Below are 18984 nucleotides of genomic sequence, written 5' to 3'. Positions count from 1 at the left end.
CGCGACCTTAGCGGTCGATCTCGCCAAACACAATGTCCTGCGTGCCGATGATCGTTACCGCGTCGGCAATCATGTGACCGCGGCTCATTTCATCGAGGGCCTGCAAGTGGACGAAGCCCGGAGCACGGATCTTCATGCGGTAAGGCTTGTTACCGCCGTCAGATACCAGATAAATGCCAAACTCGCCCTTGGGATGCTCCACACCGGCATACACTTCGCCAGTAGGCACGTGCATACCTTCGGAGAACAGTTTGAAATGGTGGATCAAGTCCTCCATCCCGGTTTTCATGCGTTCGCGCGATGGCGGCGCCACTTTGTGGTTATCCGTGATGACAGGACCGGGGTTGTTGCGCAGCCACTGTACACACTGACGGATGATGCGGTTGCTCTCGCGCATTTCTGCGATACGAACCAGGTAACGGTCGTAAGAGTCACCGTTGCGACCCACAGGAATATCAAATTCGACACGATCATAGACTTCGTAGGGCTGCATCTTGCGCAGATCCCACTCCACGCCCGAACCACGCAGCATGGGGCCGGTAAAGCCCAGCGCCTTGGCGCGATCAGGATCCACCACGCCCACGCCCACCAGACGCTGCTTCCAGATACGGTTATCAGTCAGCAGGGTTTCGTATTCGTCGACACAAGTGGGGAAACGGTTGGTGAAGTCTTCGATGAAATCCAGCAAAGAACCCGAACGCGCTTCGTTCATGGCTTTCAGTTCTTTGTCGGAGCGGTATTTGTTGGCCTTGTACTGTGGCATGGTGCCGGGCAGATCGCGGTAAACGCCACCTGGACGGTAGTAGGCCGCGTGCAAACGGGCACCGGAGACCGCTTCGTAGCAGTCCATCAGGTCTTCACGTTCACGGAAGGCGTACAGGAATACAGCCATGGCACCCACGTCCAGCGCATGCGAACCGACCGACATCAGGTGGTTCAGGATGCGGGTAATCTCGTCAAACATGACGCGGATGTATTGAGCACGCAACGGCACCTCAACACCGACCAGACGCTCCACGGCCATACAGTAAGCGTGCTCGTTGACCATCATGGACACATAGTCCAGACGATCCATGTATGGCAGGGTTTGCAGGAAAGTGCGGTGCTCGGCCAGCTTTTCGGTGGCACGATGCAACAGACCAATATGGGGGTCAGCACGCTGAATGACTTCGCCGTCCAGCTCAAGCACCAAACGCAACACACCGTGTGCGGCTGGGTGCTGAGGACCAAAGTTCAGGGTGTAGTTTTGAATTTCTGCCATGATGCTTATCGCCCAATTCCGTAATCGTCCTCGCGCACCACTCGTGGCGTGATTTCACGCGGCTCGATGGTGACGGGCTGGTAAATGACCCGCTTCTGCTCGGTGTCATAGCGCATTTCGACGTAGCCGGAGATGGGGAAGTCTTTGCGGAACGGATGACCGATAAAACCATAGTCGGTCAGGATGCGACGCAGATCAGGGTGGTTCTCGAAAATAATGCCGTACAGGTCAAACGCCTCGCGCTCGAACCAGTTCACCGACGGCCAGACCTCGAACAGGGTTGGCAATGCGGGGAAATCGTCGTTGGGCACAAAGCAGCGCACACGCAGGCGCCAGTTGTGCTTCAAGGACATCAGGTGCAGCACAACGGCAAAGCGATGGGGGAACTGAGCCGATGCAGCCTGATAGGTAGGCTCTTTCCAGGCGGAATAATCAATCCCGCACAAGTCGATACAGGTCTCAAAGCGCAGATCAGCGTGGTCGCGAAGCAATGTGCAAGTGTCGACCCATGCATCAGCGGGCACTTCCAAAGTGAGTTCATTGCGCGCTTGCGTCAACGCAGCCTGCTCGCCAAGGATAGAGAGCAAGTTGGTTTTTAAAGTTTCTAGCCGTGTCATAGTCTTGTTTAGCCTGTTCTAACCGTTCAGCGTGCGATGGTATTGGTCAAACGGATCTTGTTCTGCATTTGCAGCAAGCCGTAAACCAAAGCCTCAGCAGTCGGAGGGCAGCCTGGCACGTACACATCTACCGGCACGATGCGATCACAGCCGCGAACGACCGAGTAGGAGTAGTGGTAGTAACCGCCACCGTTGGCACAGGAGCCCATGGATACGACCCAGCGTGGCTCGGCCATCTGGTCGTACACCTTACGCAAGGCGGGTGCCATCTTGTTGCACAGGGTGCCCGCCACAATCATCAAGTCAGATTGACGTGGGCTGGGACGGAAAATAATGCCGAATTGGTCCAGGTCATAACGAGCCGCACCAGCGTGCATCATTTCCACTGCACAACAGGCCAGACCAAATGTCATGGGCCACATGGACCCTGTTTTTGCCCAGTTCAGAAACTTGTCTGCACTGGTCGTCACAAAACCTTCTTTGAGAATGCCGTCGATAGCCATAGTAGTTGCCTTTTGCCGGATCAGACCCTGGGAAGCCCCGGCCTATCCTGTTGCTGACCAAACCCGCTGTCATCAAGACGCATCCTCGTGCCCCTTATGCCCAGCAGCAGACGCGAAAACCCCTAGCAGGGTTCTCTATGGATGGGTTTACTCCCAGTCCAGAGCGCCTTTTTTCCATTCGTAGATAAAACCGACCGTCAAAACGGCCAGGAACGCCATAACGGTCCAGAAACCAACCAGGCCTACTGTTCCATTGGCCATGGCCCAGGGAAACAGAAAAGCGATTTCCAGATCGAACATGATGAACAGAATCGCGATCAGGTAGTAACGAATGTCCACCTTCATGCGCGAATCGCCGAATGCTTCAAAACCGCATTCGTAAGGAGAGAGCTTTTCAGCATCGGGCCGGTTTGGACCGAGCACTCGACCGACTAAAAGTAGAGCCAGGCCAATCCCAGTGGCGACGATGATAAATAGCAAAACGGGAAAGTACTCTTGCAGGTTCATGCAAAGCATCCAATCGCAGTAAATAAACTCTTGGATTGTAGCATTTTGAGAGCACAGTTTTGGGGGATAACCCCAAACCATTACATCTATGCACGGGTGTTGCACCCATGCCGCAAAAACTGTCAGCTACCTGACCAAAAACCCTTCAACTATTGATTATTTACTTTATTAAGGGTTGCGATTTCAAGCGCTGATTAATTATCTTACCCGCTTTTGTAAGGAAAATGTCAGCGACAACAGCCAGGAAAACGATTTTTCGCGCTTATTTTGTAAGCAAGACAAACAAGACCGAGCAGTCGGAATGGTAGATAGGCAGGCACAACACGCAAGCGATTCGGACGCCAGGCACAGCGGGCCGTAGCACCGCCCTACCCAACAGATCTGCACACAAAACCGCAAGAGCGAGGACAAGCACATACCAACACCCCCAGAAGCAACAGCCCCAAAACAGCCCAAGAGCCGCAATCCAAACAGACCGACCTGAACACCCTAAACAACGAGCAATAAAAAAGCCATCCCGAAGGATGGCTTTTTATACTTCTTCAGCTCAAGCAAGTCCGAAGACTTGCTCATCGCGATGCGTAGACATGCTACGCAAATCGATTAGAACTGGTGACGCAGACCAACGCCGAACAGCGTGGACTTGGCATCAGGCACGAAGTGAACGTTCTTGGCGTAAGAACCAATTGCGTACACGTTGGTGCGCTTGCTCAGTGGGTGGCTGTAACCCAGGCTGTAAGTGTGCTGCTTCTTCATTTCCCAGGACAGAGGGCTGTTGGACAGAGCATTTGGAGCCGAACGGGCGTCAGCCATTGTCCAAGAACCCATGATGGTGCCAGCGCCAACAGGAGCAGACAAACCAACCAGGTAGGAGTTGATCTTCAGACCGTCCAGACCAATCATGCTGCTTTCGATACCAGCATCTTTCAGCAGACCGGCGCTACCAGCGTAGTCTTGAGTTGCGAACAGACCGTTACGAGTCTGGCCGAAAGCCAAGTAAGCCTTCACAACTTCGAAGTCGTAGCTACCACCGATGTTCCAAGACTTGACAGAAACGCTGTCGCCTTGGCTTTCAGGTGTCTTGAACTGGTCGTATGTCAGAGCAACGCCGATGGGGCCGTTAGCGTAACGCAGACCGGTGGTCACACCACGCTTGTTCTCTTGGCTACCGCCGTCAACCTTGTAAGCCTGGTTGCCGTTCACGTTGAACGAGTAACCAACGCCGAACTGGAAGCCGGAGAAGTTAGGGGTTTGGTACATGACCATGTTGTCGTAACGAGCGGTGTTAGCTGCAGTGAAAGCACCACCGATGTTAGCTTGGTCGAAACCACCGCCAAAAGGATCAGCAACAGCGCTCAAGTACTTGGAAGCGATGTTGGTTTGACGACCGAAGTCCAATTGACCCCAGCTGTCGCCAGCCAGACCCAGAGTGGCTTGACGACCGAACAGACGGCCACCTTGAGCCGAGTTACCGGTGCCCAGGTCAAAGCCGCTTTCCAGAACGAACACAGCGCGCAGGCCATCGCCCAGATCTTCGGAACCCTTCAGACCCCAGCGGTTGCCGGACTGAATACCATTGATCAGACCGGTACGCTTTTGCGAGAAATCACCAGCGTCAACGTTCGACAGGTACAAGGCTTCGTTGTACTTCAGCTTTTGGTAACCAATACCAGCGTCCAGAATACCGTACAGGGTGACAGACGTTTCTGCGTGTGCGACGCCAGCGAAGCCGGCCATCAGAGCAGCAGCGAGCAGAGTCTTTTTCATGTAAGAAATCTCCGTAGATTTGAGTAAATCAGAGCAGCCCAACTACAACAGTGCTGCTGCTCTTTCTAACTCCGCGATGGGAAGTTAACGCTATTGCATCAAAATTCCCGTCGCTTGACTACGAAACCCTTCGGAAACGTGAATCTTTGTGCACAGCTTGTTGGCTATACACAACAAAAACCCACTTGAAGCCGCTTTCCATGCCGCCTTGAGCAAGCGCGACAATTAGCAGGCTAAAGCCGGAATCTTCTTAAGAACTTGCTTTAAGTGATCCGAGCAATCGGTTGCCAATGCTGGTTTTCTGCAAACAAGGCAAAAAATGAAATCGGCACCGAAAAAGACAAGATCGCCGACCCCAGCCTATCGAGAGCCAAAGCTGGCCACTCAACCCACCTGATAAATTCTCACATTATGGGAATTTACACCAACAGAGAATTCAGCATGCACTGACCGGTTCAATCACTTTTCAGACAATCAAGAACAAGCCTTGAAAATCACAATGCAAGCAATTTACACAAGAAGGCAAAACGCCCGAAAAATGACAAAAAAAAACCTGCCCTTTGTCAGGATCAGGTTTTATTTCCAGGCTCCGCAATCGCAGAACTTTCCAACTTTTTTGTTTGGTGCCGACGACGAGACTCGAACTCGTACAGCTTTCGCCACTACCCCCTCAAGATAGCGTGTCTACCAATTCCACCACGTCGGCAAGCAATCAAGACAGCGATATTAGCATGACAAAAGTAAAGCTGTCAGTACAAAACAGCCTAAAACGCCTAAAAAAGCACGTACGCAAGCATATTCCACACAAACAACGCCAAATAGACAAAGCCCGCCATTAGAGGCGGGCTTTGATATCGTATTTTCCGATCCTGCTTTTAATCCTTACCGTCTTCTATATATAGAGCAGCATTGAATCCCCAAGCAGATCGGACTTACTCAGCAGCAGGAACCGCAGGAGCGCTTTGCTCAGGAGTTGCCGAAGGAACTGCAGCTGGCACAGAGGCGTCAGGAGCCGGAACCGAAGCTGCACCCGATGGAGCGGCGCCAGGAACAGACGATTCGTAACCTTGCATCACGCCCGCATCCACTTTCTGCGCAGGATGATGAGCAACCCAAGCCAAACCACCGGTGGACACAAAAAAGACGATTGCCGCCCATTTGGTCATGCGCGACAAAAAGTTCGCCGCACCTGCCGCACCAAACACACTCCCTGCCGAGCCGCCACCAAAGGCCGAGCCCATATCAGCGCCCTTGCCTTGCTGCAGCAGAACCAGACCAATAATCAACAGCGAGGAGATAACCTGCACCGCCATCAGAACGGAAGACATCCAATCTTGCATTTAAAGACTCCAGACCCTTTAAGCGGCCACAATACGTAAAAATTCTTGCGCATCCAAAGATGCACCACCCACCAAGGCACCATCAATATCCGGCATGGCGAACAGCTCGGCGGCATTATCTGCCTTCACGCTGCCACCGTACAAAATACGCAACTGATCCGACTCCATATAGGCACGAATCTGTTGATGCATTTGCTGCGCTTGCTCCGGCGTTGCAGTCAGGCCCGTACCAATAGCCCAGACCGGCTCATACGCCAGGACCAGTTTGGATACCACTTCAGCCCCAAGAGCTTTAATGGGTTCAAGCTGATCTTGCACCACACAGGTTTCCTGCCCCGCCTCACGATCGGCCAACTGCTCGCCAATACAGACAATAGGCGTCAAGCCCGCATCCAGTGCCGCAACAACTTTGGCGGCAACCTGAGCGCTACTTTCCTGGTGATACTGACGGCGTTCGGAATGCCCGACAATCACCCAGCGACAGCCGACATCAGCCAGCATTGCCGCCGAGATTTCCCCAGTGTATGCACCCTTGGCGTGGACACTGACATCTTGAGCACCGACCGCTATGGCCGAATCTTTCAAGATACCTGCCACCTGAGGCAAATACACATAAGGAACGCATACAAGCACATCACAATCTGCCTGCGCACCAGGCTGAACGAGCAGTTCTTGCAGCAGACGGCTGTTGCCATCAAGCGAGCCATTTAATTTCCAATTACCCGCAACCAGTCGTTTACGCGAAGAATGTACGCTCATTGCTCCCTTGATGCCAGTCAAAAAGTTACACCAACGCCCACAATCAAGGCGCAGCTAACCTGCTATTGTAGCGCGTGCCAATCCATTTCGCGCATATTTGACAGAAAATTCGTTTCAGAACGGCAAGAAAAAGGGTGGCTGTGCCACCCTTGCTGCTTTTATGGAACAAGAATGATCTTGCCCACCTGCTCACCCGCCTCCATCATGGCATGCGCTTCGCTCGCCTTTTCCAAGGGAAAAGTGGCATGAATCAAGGGACGTACCTGCCCTGCTTCCAGCAAAGGCCAGACACGCTCTTTCAGAGCCTGCGCCAGTTGCGCCTTGAACTCGACAGAGCGGGACCGCAAGGTTGAGCCGGTAATAGTCAGGCGACGACGCAGGATCTCCCCACAATTAATCGTGGCCTTCACCCCACCCAGCAAAGCAATAATGACGATACGGCCGTCATCGGCCAGACACGTCAAATCCCGGTTGATGTAGTCGCCAGAGACCATATCCAGAATCACATCAACACCAAGGCCGCCTGTTTTGCTTTTGATGACGTCTTCGTAAACCTCGGTTTTATAGTTGATGCCGATCCCGCCCAAGCGATTAATGGCCTCCACGCGCTCATCACTGCCTGCCGTGGCATATACCGTATGCCCCAGAGCCACTGCCAACTGGATAGCTGTTGTCCCAATTCCGCTAGCACCGCCATGAACCAGCAGGGTTTCACCCTTGCTCAACTGACCACGGTCAAACACATTGCTCCAGACAGTGAAGAAGGTCTCTGGCAGGCCCGCCGCTTCAAGCAAGCTGAAACCCGCAGGAATAGGCAAGCACTGCTGTACTGGCACCACACAATATTCGGCATAGCCACCACCAGTGACCAACGCACAGACCTGATCCCCAATCTTGAACTCACTGCCCTGCACATCGCCCGATACGATTTCACCGGCCAGTTCCAGGCCGGGAATATCAGAAGCACCAGCCGGTGGCGGGTAAGCGCCTGCTCGTTGCAAGACATCCGGACGGTTCACGCCCGCCGCCAGCACCTTGACCAGCACCTCACCAGGACCTGTTTGTGGCATGGGGCGTTCGCCCACTCGCAACACTTCCGGTTTTCCAAACTCGGTAATTTCAACAGCTCGCATACCTACTCCCTGATATCTAGACTATTTTTCCAGCGCGGCTGCAAGCACAAACCATAAGCAGCCGCCTTACCTGCTGCAATCTATCACAGGCACTGGCATCAACGCCCTATTCCAGCCATGAAAACAGATTATTTCGATGACGCTGGCAAATTTATACGTTACACTTTAAGGCTTTCCTGGCCTCCGTGCTTTTTTGTGCATGTGACTTATCAGGAAAAAAAGCCCAACAGACAGGAAGCGTGCCAGAGCGGTTGAATGGACCGGTCTTGAAAACCGGCGATGGGGTAACCCATCCGTGAGTTCGAATCTCACCGCTTCCGCCATCATCTCCCGCTGCATCCATGGCGGAATTGGTAGACGCAAGGGACTTAAAATCCCTCGATCTTTGATCGTGCCGGTTCGATTCCGGCTGGATGCACCAAATATTCACGATAGCAGGCAGATCTCTTTGCCCACCATAAAAACCTCGGTTTTTATTCGCTCGTGACAAATAAGTACCAATCAAGAAAGCTCGCTTCAAAGCGGGCTTTTTTGCGTCCTGCCTGAAAACCCAATCCAAGCCATCACCCCGCAAGCACCACCTGAACCTGACCGACTGTTTATCCCTCCGCTCCGTAAGTAAAGCCTCTCCAGCTCCTCCAGGACCGAAACTGCTCCCAAGAAGCAAACAGCTCAAAAATATCGAACCAACAACAAGCAAAGTCACAGTTACATTCACAGTTACGGCCATAACTACAACTACAACTACAACTACAACTACAACTACAACTAAGGCTACGGCTGAAACCACAGGCATAACAAGCACAGGCACAGGCACAGGCACAGGTACAGGTACAGGTACAGCACCAACAGATTACCCTCCAGCTCTTGGCACAACCCGATACGCAGCCCCCCTTCCCAAAGGGCAGCTAAACGCAAAAAACCCGCCTTTGGGCGGGTTTTTCTTCAAGCAGACTGCAAGCGCTATCAGGAAGCAGCAGGAGCAGCTGGGCCGCCTTGAGCTTCGATACCGCCGATAGCCTTGATCGACAGACGCAGACGACCTTTCTCGTCAGCCTCGATGACCTTGACCTTAACAACCTGACCTACTTTCAGCACGTCATTGATGTTGGCGATACGGTAGTTGGCAATCTCGGAGATGTGCAGCAAGCCGTCACGGCCTGGCAGCACTTGCACAATCGCGCCAAAGTCCAGCAAACGCATCACTGGGCCTTCGTATTCCTGCCCCACTTCCACTTCAGCGGTCAGCTCTTTAATACGACGCTCGGCTTCGCGGGCCTTGTCCAGATCAGCGCTGGCGATCGTGATGGTGCCGTCATCCGAAATATCAATCTGTGTACCGGTTTCTTCGGTCAGGGCACGGATGGTTGCACCACCCTTACCAATCACGTCACGAATCTTCTCGGGGTTGATCTTCACGGTCAGCATGCGAGGCGCGAATTCGGACATCTCGGTACGGGAACCGTCGATGGACTCTTTCATCTTGCCCAGGATGTGCATACGGCCTTCATGAGCCTGAGCCAATGCAACCTGCATGATTTCCTTGGTGATGCCCTGGATCTTGATGTCCATCTGCAAAGCAGTAATACCTTTCTCGGTACCGGCAACCTTGAAGTCCATATCGCCCAGGTGATCTTCGTCACCCAGAATGTCGGTCAGCACAGCAAACTTGTTGCCTTCCTTGATCAGACCCATGGCCACACCAGCCACGTGATCTTGCACAGGCACACCAGCGTCCATCATGGACAGCGAGCCACCGCACACCGATGCCATGGAGGAGGAACCGTTGGATTCAGTGATTTCGGACACCACGCGAATGGAGTACTGGAAATCTTCAGCGGCAGGCAGCAAAGGAGTCAAAGCACGCTTGGCCAGACGACCGTGACCGATTTCGCGACGCTTGGGAGCGCCGAAACGGCCAGCTTCACCAGTGGCGAATGGAGGCATGTTGTAGTGCATCATGAAGCGATCGCGGTACTCGCCCATGATCGAGTCAATGATCTGCTCGTCTTGCTTGGTACCCAGAGTGGTCACCACCAAAGCCTGAGTTTCGCCACGCGTGAACAAGGCGCTACCGTGAGCACGGGGCAGAACGCCCAGACGGATGCTGATAGGACGAACGGTACGGGTGTCGCGACCGTCAATACGGGACTCACCGCTCAAGATACGCGAACGTACGATCTTGCTTTCCAGATCGAACATCATGTTTTCGACGGCGACCATATCAGGCTGATCCTGACCGGCGGCTTCAGCTTGAGCCTTGACCGTTTCTTTAACTTGAGCGTAGACAGCGCGCACTTGCTCGGTACGAGCTTGTTTTTCGCGAGTCTGGTAGGCCTGCGTCAGACCTTCCTCAGCAGCAGCGGTTACCGCAGCCAACAGGCTTTCGTTAACAGCAGCAGGCTGCCAATCCCACTCGGGCTTGCCAGCTTCTTCAACCAGTTCGTGAATGCAGTTGATGGCCGCTTGCATTTGCTCGTGAGCAAACACCACACCACCCAGCATAACTTCTTCGGACAATTGCTTGGCTTCGGACTCAACCATCAGCACCGCTTGTTCGGTACCGGCCACAACCAGATCCAGAGCCGAGGATTTCAGCTGAGTAGCGGATGGGTTCAGCACGTACTGACCATCAACGTAACCCACACGGGCAGCACCCACAGGACCGTTGAAAGGAATACCGGAAATAGCCAGGGCAGCCGAGGCGCCGATCATGGCAGCGATATCAGGATCAATCTCAGGGTTGACCGATACCGTGTGAATGATGACCTGAACTTCGTTGTAGAAGCCTTCAGGAAACAGAGGACGCAGTGGGCGGTCGATCAGGCGGGAGATCAGGATCTCGCGCTCGGATTGACGGCCTTCACGCTTGAAGAAACCACCAGGGATCTTGCCAGCGGAGTAGGTTTTTTCGACGTAATCAACGGTCAGCGGGAAGAAATCCTGACCTGCTTTCGCTTCGCTTTTGCCAACAACAGTGGCCAACACAACAGTGTCTTCAATCGAAACCAGCACGGCACCTGACGCCTGACGTGCGATTTCGCCGGTTTCCAGAACGACGGTATGTTCGCCGTACTGGAAGGACTTGGTGACTTTATTGAACATTAGGAGAATCCTTACAATAAAAAAACCGTGCACACAGCGAAACCAGTTCGCCGAATGCACGGTTGTTTAGCGGGGAGCCAGCCCCGGTATCACTTACGCAGACCGAGTTTTTCGATCAAAGCACGGTAAGCGTCTGGATTACGACCTTTCAGGTAATCCAGCAATTTGCGACGACGGCTAACCATGCGCAACAGACCACGACGGGAGTGGTGATCTTTGTTGTGAGCCTTGAAGTGGCCGGTCAATTCGTTGATGCGAGCGGTCAGCAAAGCCACTTGCACTTCTGGGGAGCCTGTATCGCCTTGTTTACGCTGAAACTCGGAAACGATATCGACTTTTTTGATATCTGCAACTGCCATTTTATTTAGCCTCTAAGACTTGCGTTAGGACCGAGGTGCCCTAACGTGTTGAAAATGAGATTGAGTGCACCGGGCCCGTCAGACCAAGTGCAAGCAAACGATTATAACGAAAAACCGGACAAGGCGTTAAGCATTTCGGCCTGCCGCCCTGCCAAAGCCGGGGTTTTTAGTTGTTTCCACGCCGAAGTCGCGCTAAAGCACGGGCACGGCGCCAGCGCCAGGCCATGACGAACCAGCCCGACAAACCGTAGAGGCAGAACAACCCAAACAGGAAAACAGGTGGATCGGTAGATACAAACACAAAGACCAGCACGAAGAGCAGCATGGCCCAGAACGGCACGCTACGGCTGATCGCAAAGGACTTGCCACTATAGAACGGCGCATTGGACACCATGGCCAGGCCAGCATAAATGGTCAAACCGAAGGCAACCCACGGAATCACATTCACTTGCAGGGACAGCTTGTTGTCCACCGCCAGCCACACAAAGCCAGCGACCAGCGCAGCGGCCGCCGGACTAGGCAAGCCCTGGAAGAAGCGTTTGTCGACCACTTCAATATTGGTATTGAAACGCGCCAGGCGCAGCGCACCACCGGCTACGTAAATAAAGGAAGCCAACCAGCCCCAGCGACCCAAACCCTGCATGGCCCAAACATACATGACCAGCGCAGGCGCCGCGCCAAAGGAAATCATGTCTGCCATGGAGTCATACTGCTCGCCAAAAGCAGACTGGGTATTGGTCAAACGAGCCACCCGCCCGTCCATACCGTCAAATACCAGTGCCAGGAAAATGGCGATGGCTGCCGCTTCAAAACGGCCATTCATGGCCTGCACAACGGCATAAAACCCCGCGAACAGATTGGCGGTCGTAAAGGCGTTGGGCAGAAGATAGATGCTACGCCGACGACGGGTTTCATCATTGAGCAAATTGGGCATAATTTATGCTTTAAGAGTTGTTGCTAAGGACTGAACACTCAAATGTAGCATTGTCCACAAGGCTACAGAGTGCGAATAATTCCAGCAAATATAAGCCAGAGCGAACAGAAACGGCCAAGGGGCCTGCGGCCAGGGAGTTCGCGGATAAATAGTGGATTTGATCGAACTCGCTTGCGCACCACCCCGACAGGGGCACGATGGTCAAATCAAGCACTGCATTTTATCGCGCCCTCACCAATACGGCTATAAGGCGAGTAGAAGGCGCTTCCAAGCTTTTCTTTAGCCCAAGCAGAGGCGGCGCTGAAGACCAAATTCTTGCAGCAATAAAAAACCGGCTGACGCCGCAAGACGTCAGCCGGTTCAGGCTCAAGACCAGAACAGCTTATGGAGCTGCCCCGATATCAAACTTAGTTCTTGGACTTGTCGACCAGCTTGTTAGCGGCGATCCAAGGCATCATGGAGCGCAGCTTGCTACCCACTTGCTCGATCTGCGATTCGGCGTTGATACGACGACGCGAGATCAGAGTAGGAGCGCCAGCGGCGTTTTCCAGGATGAAGTTCTTGGCGTACACACCAGTCTGGATGTCTTCCAGGCACTGACGCATGGCTTTGCGGGTTTCGTCGGTAACAATCTTCGGACCGGTCTCGTATTCGCCGTATTCGGCGTTGTTGGAGATCGAGTAGTTCATGTTGGCGATACCGCCTTCGTAGATCAGATCCACGATCAGCTTCAGTTCGTGCAAGCATTCGAAGTAAGCCATTTCAGGAGCGTAACCAGCCTCAACCAGCGTGTCGAAACCAGCTTTGATCAGCTCAACCGCGCCACCGCACAGAACAGCCTGTTCGCCGAACAAGTCGGTTTCGGTTTCTTCGCGGAAGTTGGTTTCGATGATACCGGCACGGCCACCGCCGTTAGCGGATGCGTAAGACAGAGCTACGTCGCGAGCAGCGCCGGTCTTGTCCTGGTAAACAGCGATCAGGTGAGGAACGCCGCCACCTTGGCTGTAGGTGCCACGCACAGTGTGACCCGGAGCCTTGGGAGCAATCATGATGACGTCGATATCGTCACGTGGCACAACTTGGCCGTAGTGAACGTTAAAGCCGTGAGCAAATGCCAGTGCGGCGCCGGGCTTGATGTTTTCAGCAACCTGGTTGCGGTAAACCTCGGCAATGTTTTCGTCAGGCAACAAGATCATGACGACATCAGCGCTCTTGACGGCTTCAGCCACTTCCTGAACTTTCAGGCCAGCGTTCTCGGCTTTGCTCCAGGAAGCGCCGCCTTTACGCAGACCAACAACCACGTTCACGCCGGACTCGTGCAGGTTCAGGGCGTGGGCGTGGCCTTGCGAGCCGTAACCGATGATGGCAACGGTCTTGCCTTTGATCAGGGAAAGATCACAATCCTTGTCGTAGAAAACTTTCATTTCAGGTGCTCCAAATTTAATAATTTCGCTTAAACAGCAATTCGAGAATGGCCGCTCATGCAGCAGCGGCACAAAAAGGACCTTGACTCATTACTTTCAGAACAGGGCCACCGCGGTCTACACAGCGTCAGGCCGTGTTTACCCTTTATAAGGAGCTGCCTTGAAAAGCAGCTCCTTGAATAAAAGCGGTAATTATGTCCTGAAAAAGCCTTGGCTTACAGCTTTAAGACACGTTCGCCACGGCTGACACCAGAGACCCCGGTGCGCACTGTTTCAAGAATGGCCGTACGATCCAGCGCATTGATGAAAGCAGCAATTTTGTCTTGAACACCGGTCAGTTCGATGGTGTATGTCTTGTCCGTAACATCAATGATGCGACCGCGGAAAATATCCGCCATGCGCTTCATCTCTTCACGTTCCTTGCCCACCGCCCGCACTTTGATCAGCATGAGTTCACGCTCGATGTGTGGGCCTTCGGACAGATCCACCACCTTGACCACGTCAACCAGACGGTTCAAGTGCTTGGTGATCTGCTCGATGACGTCGTCCGCCCCTCGGGTAACGATAGTCATGCGAGACAGGGTGTCGTCCTCGGTTGGAGCAACCGTCAAGGTCTCGATGTTATAGCCACGGGCCGAAAACAGGCCGACCACACGGGACAGTGCGCCGGGCTCGTTTTCCAGAAGGATAGAAATGACGTGTTTCATGATTCTCTCCTTACAGATCGTCCGGGCCCAAGAGCATTTCTGTCAGGCCGCGGCCTGCTTTCACCATCGGGAACACGTTTTCGGTTTGGTCCGTGATGAAGTTCAGAAATACCAGGCGGTCTTTGTGCGTGGTGAAGGCTTCGCGAATAGCGGGGACCACATCGGCTGGCTTGTCGATCTCCAGACCCACGTGACCATAGCTTTCCACCAGTTTGACAAAGTCAGGCAGTGCATCCACGTAGGACTCGGAATAACGCGAGCCGTAGTCGATTTGCTGCCACTGGCGCACCATGCCCAAATAACGATTGTTCAGGCAAAGAACCTTGGGGCTCAAGCGGTACTGTTTACACGTAGACAGTTCCTGGATGTTCATCTGAATGGAGCCCTCACCAGTGATGACGGCAACATCCTGGCCAGGGTTGGCCATTTGCACACCCATTGCGTAGGGCAAGCCCACGCCCATCGTGCCCAGGCCACCGGAATTGATCCAGCGACGAGGCTTATTGAATTTGTAGTACTGAGCCGCCCACATCTGGTGCTGACCCACATCAGAAGTCACGAAAGCGTTGCCGCCCGTCACTTCCCACAGGGATTCCACCACGTATTGCGGCTTGATCAGCTCGTCCGACTTGGCGTAGGCCAAGGAGTTCTTGCCACGCCAGACATTGATCTGTTTCCACCAATCATTCAGGGAGGGCTGGTTCTGCGATTCCTGACGGCTTTGCGCATACAGCTCATTGAACTCGGTCAGCACGTCTTTGACACAGCCCACGATAGGCACATCAACTTTCACGCGCTTGGAAATTACCGAAGGATCAATATCAATATGAATGATCTTGCGTGGGTTCTGACCGAAGTGGCGGGTATTACCAATCACTCGATCATCAAACCGTGCACCCACTGCGATCAGAACGTCGCAATGCTGCATGGTCATATTGGCTTCGTAAGTACCGTGCATGCCAGGCATGCCGATGTACTGATCCGCCGTACCAGGATAGGCACCCAAGCCCATCAAGGTGGTTGTGCAAGGGGCACCACTTAACTTGACCAGTTCGCTAAGCTCGCTTTCAGCATTACCCAGCACCACGCCACCACCAACGTAGATCAGCGGGCGCTCGGCGCTATTGAGAATCTGGACGGCTTTCTTGATCTGACCCTGATGGCCTTTGGTCACAGGTGCGTAGGAACGCATCTTGACCTCGCCACGCTTGGGCGTGTATTTGCACGTTGCGGTCGTAATATCTTTGGGGATATCAATAAGCACAGGACCTGGACGGCCTGTCGTGGCAATGAAAAATGCCTTGCGAATGGTATCGGCCAAATCACGAACATCGCGCACCAGGAAGTTGTGCTTGACGCAAGGACGGGTGATACCGATGGCATCACATTCCTGGAAAGCATCTTCACCAATTGCCTGGGTGCTGACCTGTCCACTGATGATGACCATCGGAATGGAGTCCAGGTAAGCAGTCGCAATACCGGTGACGGCATTGGTGACGCCCGGGCCACTGGTTACCAGTGCCACGCCAACTTTCTGGGACGAACGGGAATAGGCATCCGCAGCATGAACAGCAGCCTGTTCATGACGCACGAGAATGTGCTGGAAGCGGTCCTGCTTGAAGATTGCGTCGTAGATATAGAGAACGGCACCACCCGGATAACCGAAAACGTGTTCCACGCCTTCGTCCGCGAGCGTGCGCACAACAATATCTGCGCCATTTAATTCAGACATGAGTTTTCCTTTCAGTCTTGCCCTGCAATATCGACTGACCACGACGGTCCGAGCTTGAACCGATGTCAGCAACATGATCTGGCGCTTCATGGCCCACAGGACCACACCACCCAGACACATTACCGTCCGGCCTGCACTCTTCGACACCCAGTGCGTGCATACAAAAACGTATGCGTTAGCTTGAAACGGAAGTCCTGGCATCCCACGCTTGTGACGCGGCCAGCAACAAAGTTTTTAGGCGCAAAAAACCGGGCGGATGGCCCGGTTAACAGTGCCTCGCTACAATTTGCTCGGATAAGGAGCAAAAACACCTAGTTACTTTACCTTGACTGCACAAAGCGAGCAACTGTGATTGTTGGTAAAGTGCAAAAAAACAGGCTTAAAGCTTGCATACGTAAAACGATATACTGTCTACCTATGCTATGACGAGCTGTCCGGGTATTTTATGGCATCGCCCATCCCACAATTAAAACAATTCCTGTATAGCCACTATTTCTTCGGCGGACTGCGCCAGTCCATCGGTGTGCTGTTGCCGGTCATTATTTTGGGCCGCTTCTTTGGTCACTATGACATTGGCGTCATCGCGTCCATGGGTGCCACCTGCGTTGCCATCATTGACCAGCCCGGCGGCCCACGCCGCTATCGCAACAATGAAATGCTGGGCGGTATTGCGCTGGGCACGGTCACCGTTGGCCTGACAGGTCTGGCCTCCAGCTCTCCCCTGCTGTTGGTCCTGTGCGTACCGTTTCTGTGCTTTCTGTACAGCATGTTCTCCGTCTTTGGCCGTCGCGGCGGGCTGATCGGCTTTGCCGCCCTGCTGTTGATGACCTTGACGATGCGCTTTCCCATGCAGCCTCACGAGGTATTGGCGCACACGCTGTATTCCTTTGCTGGTGGTCTGTCCTATTACTTGTTCAGCACCCTGTTCCGACGCTTGTTCTGGTATCGGGAAGAGCGCCAGACTCTGGCGGTAGCCCTGTTTGCCACGGCTGAATACATGGAAGCGCGCTCGCAATTCTATGACTCCACCTCGGATCTGGACGCCTGCTATAGACGGCTGATCAATCTTCAATCCAATATGACCGAAAAGCACCAGGCCGCTCGCGACGTGGTACTGCGTGAATTGCCACGCGGTTATGGACGAGGCGATCACCATCGCAAGGCACTGCTGACCATCTTCTTGAATATGGTCAGCATTCTGGACTCGCTGGTCGCGACCTATACCGACTACACCGTCCTGCGCCGTCAGCTTTCCGACAGCGATTTCATGGTTTTTGCGCGTGATGGCTTGCACAAGCTTTCGTTGGATATCGGCCGCATTGCCATGAATGTTTCGCGCAGCGCTCGCACTACCCGTCGCTCCAGCGTCAAAGCGGAAATCCGCGCCATGGAATACGAGCTGGAGAAGTACAAACGCCAGGGCATGTCTCAATCCGACCCTGAGACCTACGCCCTGCTAGTCCAGGTCTTGCGCCGACTGCGTAACCTGAACCGCATTGTGGACAGCATGGCAAGCCTGTCGCATCGTGCCAGCCAGAATATGCCAGTCGATCAATACCTGAATAAATCGCTAAGCCGCATGCTCTCGCGTGAAGAACTGCGTTTGGGCATGCTCAGCAGCAATATGAAGCTGAAGTCCTCGCACTTCCGCTACGCGGCACGTGTCAGCATTGCGTCCATGGTGGCCCTGGGAGTGGGTGCACTCAGCGCTCATTTCCAAAGCGAACTGGGCCTGGTCAGCGCCCTGACAGCGCACAGTTACTGGATCATCCTGACCATTCTGGTCATTATGAAACCGGGCTTTGCCATCACGCGCCAACGCAATGGCTGGCGCCTTTTTGGCACGGTACTGGGCTGCGGGGCGGCCTTCCTGCTCCTGAAGCTAACGGACAACCGCGAGCTGTATCTGATCGCCATGTTGCTGGCCTACCTCCTGGGTAACAGCCTGGTTCAGCTGAACTTCCTGCTATCAGCCCTGTTCAACACAATCTTTGTGATTTTGTCCTTCCAATTCCTGTCCACGGGCGGCTCCTTCATTATTGGAGAACGTCTGGTGGATACGCTGATTGGTTGCGGCATCGCCATGGCCGCCAGTTACCTGCTGCCCAACTGGGAGTCCAGCGCCATGACAGGCCTGGCCCGAGCAGCCTTGGCCGCCAACAAAGAGTTCTGGCGTGCAGGGCTGGAATTCGCTCGCCTGAGCCGCCTGCATAACCAGATCCTTAAAAACGGTCAGGAAGGCGAACCCACCATGACAGAGGCCCAGAAAAACCAGGTGGATCTGGATTTAATGGAAGCCGACACCGCCTGGCAAGTGGCAAACAAGAACGTACACATTGCCTTCAGCAACTTTGCCTCGGCCTTTTATCGCATGATGGATGAGCCTGTCAGCCGACAAGCCAATGTATCCCTGCTGAACAACCTGCTGATTCAGAACCACGTGCTGGCCTCGCAAATCAGCGCCGCTACCCCGCTTCTGGCTAATTTGAGTCAGATTCCGCCGGGCATTCAGAACTCCCTGGATGCCATTGGCGCGCTGATTAACGACCAGGATGCCGACCCGCCTGCTTCCATCGAAACCGAAGGTGAGCTGGCCATGCTGGCCTACCCTATCCGTCAGATGGTCAAGGCCGCCCAACTGATACGTCAGGATATGAGAGGCCTGGAATACAGCGCTGGCCCGCAACTGCCGCCCGAGCGCAAGCAGGAACTGAAACAGCAAGGGGCCTGATGGCCATGCCATGTCCCGTATACATGTGGAGCTCGCTGTCGGGACCAAATAAACAAGAACTCAAGGCACAAAGCAAAAAGCAAAAAGCAAAAAGCAAAAGAGCAT

The 18984-nt window shown here is 53.8% G+C and carries 15 protein-coding genes and 3 tRNA genes; 3 read left to right on the top strand and 15 right to left on the bottom strand.

Going from position 1 to position 18984, the window contains the following annotated elements; all coding sequences use genetic code 11:
• Positions 1–7: 7 nt before the first annotated feature.
• From U2949_RS01240 to U2949_RS01200, 9 genes are all read right to left on the bottom strand, one after another.
• A complete protein-coding gene (locus U2949_RS01240; RefSeq protein ID WP_009456688.1) occupies positions 8–1261 on the bottom strand; it encodes an NADH-quinone oxidoreductase subunit D in 1254 nt (417 codons plus the stop codon).
• Between the two features lie 5 nt (positions 1262–1266).
• Positions 1267–1878: an NADH-quinone oxidoreductase subunit C gene (locus tag U2949_RS01235; protein ID WP_321285714.1), complete on the bottom strand. Its 612-nt coding sequence runs from the start codon at positions 1876–1878 to the stop codon at positions 1267–1269.
• 26 nt (positions 1879–1904) lie between these two features.
• Positions 1905–2381, bottom strand: a complete 477-nt coding sequence (locus tag U2949_RS01230; RefSeq protein WP_003801059.1) for a NuoB/complex I 20 kDa subunit family protein — start codon at positions 2379–2381, stop codon at positions 1905–1907.
• Positions 2382–2528: 147 nt separating this feature from the next.
• Entirely contained in the window at positions 2529–2888 is a 360-nt protein-coding gene (locus tag U2949_RS01225; protein WP_003801061.1) for an NADH-quinone oxidoreductase subunit A, read from the bottom strand.
• Positions 2889–3491: 603 nt separating this feature from the next.
• A complete protein-coding gene (locus tag U2949_RS01220) occupies positions 3492–4655 on the bottom strand; it encodes a porin (protein ID WP_083053260.1) in 1164 nt (387 codons plus the stop codon).
• A gap of 621 nt (positions 4656–5276) precedes the next feature.
• A tRNA-Leu gene (locus tag U2949_RS01215) sits at positions 5277–5361 on the bottom strand.
• A 226-nt stretch (positions 5362–5587) separates the two neighbouring features.
• Complete coding sequence (gene secG / locus U2949_RS01210; RefSeq protein WP_009456694.1) at positions 5588–5995, bottom strand: preprotein translocase subunit SecG; 408 nt, start codon at positions 5993–5995, stop codon at positions 5588–5590.
• An 18-nt stretch (positions 5996–6013) separates the two neighbouring features.
• The gene (gene tpiA / locus U2949_RS01205; RefSeq protein WP_026483195.1) at positions 6014–6754 is read right to left on the bottom strand and encodes a triose-phosphate isomerase; all 741 of its coding nucleotides are present in this window, start codon (positions 6752–6754) and stop codon (positions 6014–6016) included.
• A 158-nt stretch (positions 6755–6912) separates the two neighbouring features.
• A complete protein-coding gene (locus tag U2949_RS01200; RefSeq protein WP_026483196.1) occupies positions 6913–7887 on the bottom strand; it encodes an NAD(P)H-quinone oxidoreductase in 975 nt (324 codons plus the stop codon).
• 233 nt (positions 7888–8120) lie between these two features.
• Here U2949_RS01200 and U2949_RS01195 point away from each other — a divergent pair.
• Positions 8121–8210 (top strand) — tRNA-Ser (locus tag U2949_RS01195).
• Positions 8211–8222: 12 nt separating this feature from the next.
• Positions 8223–8308: transfer RNA gene (locus U2949_RS01190), tRNA-Leu, on the top strand.
• Positions 8309–8853: 545 nt separating this feature from the next.
• Here the strand turns inward: U2949_RS01190 and pnp are convergent.
• The 6 genes from pnp to ilvB all read right to left on the bottom strand — a co-directional run bounded on the left by pnp (position 8854) and on the right by ilvB (position 16148).
• Positions 8854–10992 (bottom strand): polyribonucleotide nucleotidyltransferase, encoded by a 2139-nt coding sequence (gene pnp / locus U2949_RS01185; protein ID WP_035272454.1) that lies wholly within the window; start codon positions 10990–10992, stop codon positions 8854–8856.
• A gap of 89 nt (positions 10993–11081) precedes the next feature.
• A complete protein-coding gene (gene rpsO, locus U2949_RS01180; RefSeq protein ID WP_003801068.1) occupies positions 11082–11351 on the bottom strand; it encodes a 30S ribosomal protein S15 in 270 nt (89 codons plus the stop codon).
• 166 nt (positions 11352–11517) lie between these two features.
• Positions 11518–12285 (bottom strand): CDP-diacylglycerol--serine O-phosphatidyltransferase, encoded by a 768-nt coding sequence (gene pssA / locus U2949_RS01175; protein ID WP_026483198.1) that lies wholly within the window; start codon positions 12283–12285, stop codon positions 11518–11520.
• Positions 12286–12692: 407 nt separating this feature from the next.
• A complete protein-coding gene (gene ilvC, locus U2949_RS01170; protein ID WP_009456705.1) occupies positions 12693–13709 on the bottom strand; it encodes a ketol-acid reductoisomerase in 1017 nt (338 codons plus the stop codon).
• Between the two features lie 215 nt (positions 13710–13924).
• Positions 13925–14416 carry an acetolactate synthase small subunit gene (ilvN, locus tag U2949_RS01165; protein WP_003801075.1) on the bottom strand — a complete coding sequence of 164 codons (492 nt, stop codon included), beginning with the start codon at positions 14414–14416 and terminating at the stop codon, positions 13925–13927.
• A gap of 10 nt (positions 14417–14426) precedes the next feature.
• Positions 14427–16148, bottom strand: a complete 1722-nt coding sequence (ilvB, locus tag U2949_RS01160; protein WP_026483200.1) for a biosynthetic-type acetolactate synthase large subunit — start codon at positions 16146–16148, stop codon at positions 14427–14429.
• A 445-nt stretch (positions 16149–16593) separates the two neighbouring features.
• Here ilvB and U2949_RS01155 point away from each other — a divergent pair, with 445 nt between their 5' ends.
• Positions 16594–18879 carry an FUSC family protein gene (locus U2949_RS01155; RefSeq protein ID WP_021446894.1) on the top strand — a complete coding sequence of 762 codons (2286 nt, stop codon included), beginning with the start codon at positions 16594–16596 and terminating at the stop codon, positions 18877–18879.
• Positions 18880–18984: the final 105 nt, after the last annotated feature.

The sequence above is a fragment of the Alcaligenes phenolicus genome (genome assembly GCF_032063905.1).
Lineage (GTDB): Bacteria > Pseudomonadota > Gammaproteobacteria > Burkholderiales > Burkholderiaceae_B > Alcaligenes > Alcaligenes phenolicus.
Note: the sequence above shows the minus strand (reverse complement) of the source record. Positions and strands in the feature narration are given on the sequence as shown.

Bases quoted from the DNA above. Each gene is read 5' to 3' on its own strand.
- U2949_RS01240 (WP_009456688.1), bottom strand. From the start codon at position 1,261: ATGGCAGAAATTCAAAACTACACCCTGAACTTTGGTCCTCAGCACCCA.
- U2949_RS01235 (WP_321285714.1), bottom strand. From the start codon at position 1,878: ATGACACGGCTAGAAACTTTAAAAACCAACTTGCTCTCTATCCTTGGC.
- U2949_RS01230 (WP_003801059.1), bottom strand. From the start codon at position 2,381: ATGGCTATCGACGGCATTCTCAAAGAAGGTTTTGTGACGACCAGTGCA.
- U2949_RS01225 (WP_003801061.1), bottom strand. From the start codon at position 2,888: ATGAACCTGCAAGAGTACTTTCCCGTTTTGCTATTTATCATCGTCGCC.
- U2949_RS01220 (WP_083053260.1), bottom strand. From the start codon at position 4,655: ATGAAAAAGACTCTGCTCGCTGCTGCTCTGATGGCCGGCTTCGCTGGC.
- secG (WP_009456694.1), bottom strand. From the start codon at position 5,995: ATGCAAGATTGGATGTCTTCCGTTCTGATGGCGGTGCAGGTTATCTCC.
- tpiA (WP_026483195.1), bottom strand. From the start codon at position 6,754: ATGAGCGTACATTCTTCGCGTAAACGACTGGTTGCGGGTAATTGGAAA.
- U2949_RS01200 (WP_026483196.1), bottom strand. From the start codon at position 7,887: ATGCGAGCTGTTGAAATTACCGAGTTTGGAAAACCGGAAGTGTTGCGA.
- pnp (WP_035272454.1), bottom strand. From the start codon at position 10,992: ATGTTCAATAAAGTCACCAAGTCCTTCCAGTACGGCGAACATACCGTC.
- rpsO (WP_003801068.1), bottom strand. From the start codon at position 11,351: ATGGCAGTTGCAGATATCAAAAAAGTCGATATCGTTTCCGAGTTTCAG.
- pssA (WP_026483198.1), bottom strand. From the start codon at position 12,285: ATGCCCAATTTGCTCAATGATGAAACCCGTCGTCGGCGTAGCATCTAT.
- ilvC (WP_009456705.1), bottom strand. From the start codon at position 13,709: ATGAAAGTTTTCTACGACAAGGATTGTGATCTTTCCCTGATCAAAGGC.
- ilvN (WP_003801075.1), bottom strand. From the start codon at position 14,416: ATGAAACACGTCATTTCTATCCTTCTGGAAAACGAGCCCGGCGCACTG.
- ilvB (WP_026483200.1), bottom strand. From the start codon at position 16,148: ATGTCTGAATTAAATGGCGCAGATATTGTTGTGCGCACGCTCGCGGAC.
- U2949_RS01155 (WP_021446894.1), top strand. From the start codon at position 16,594: ATGGCATCGCCCATCCCACAATTAAAACAATTCCTGTATAGCCACTAT.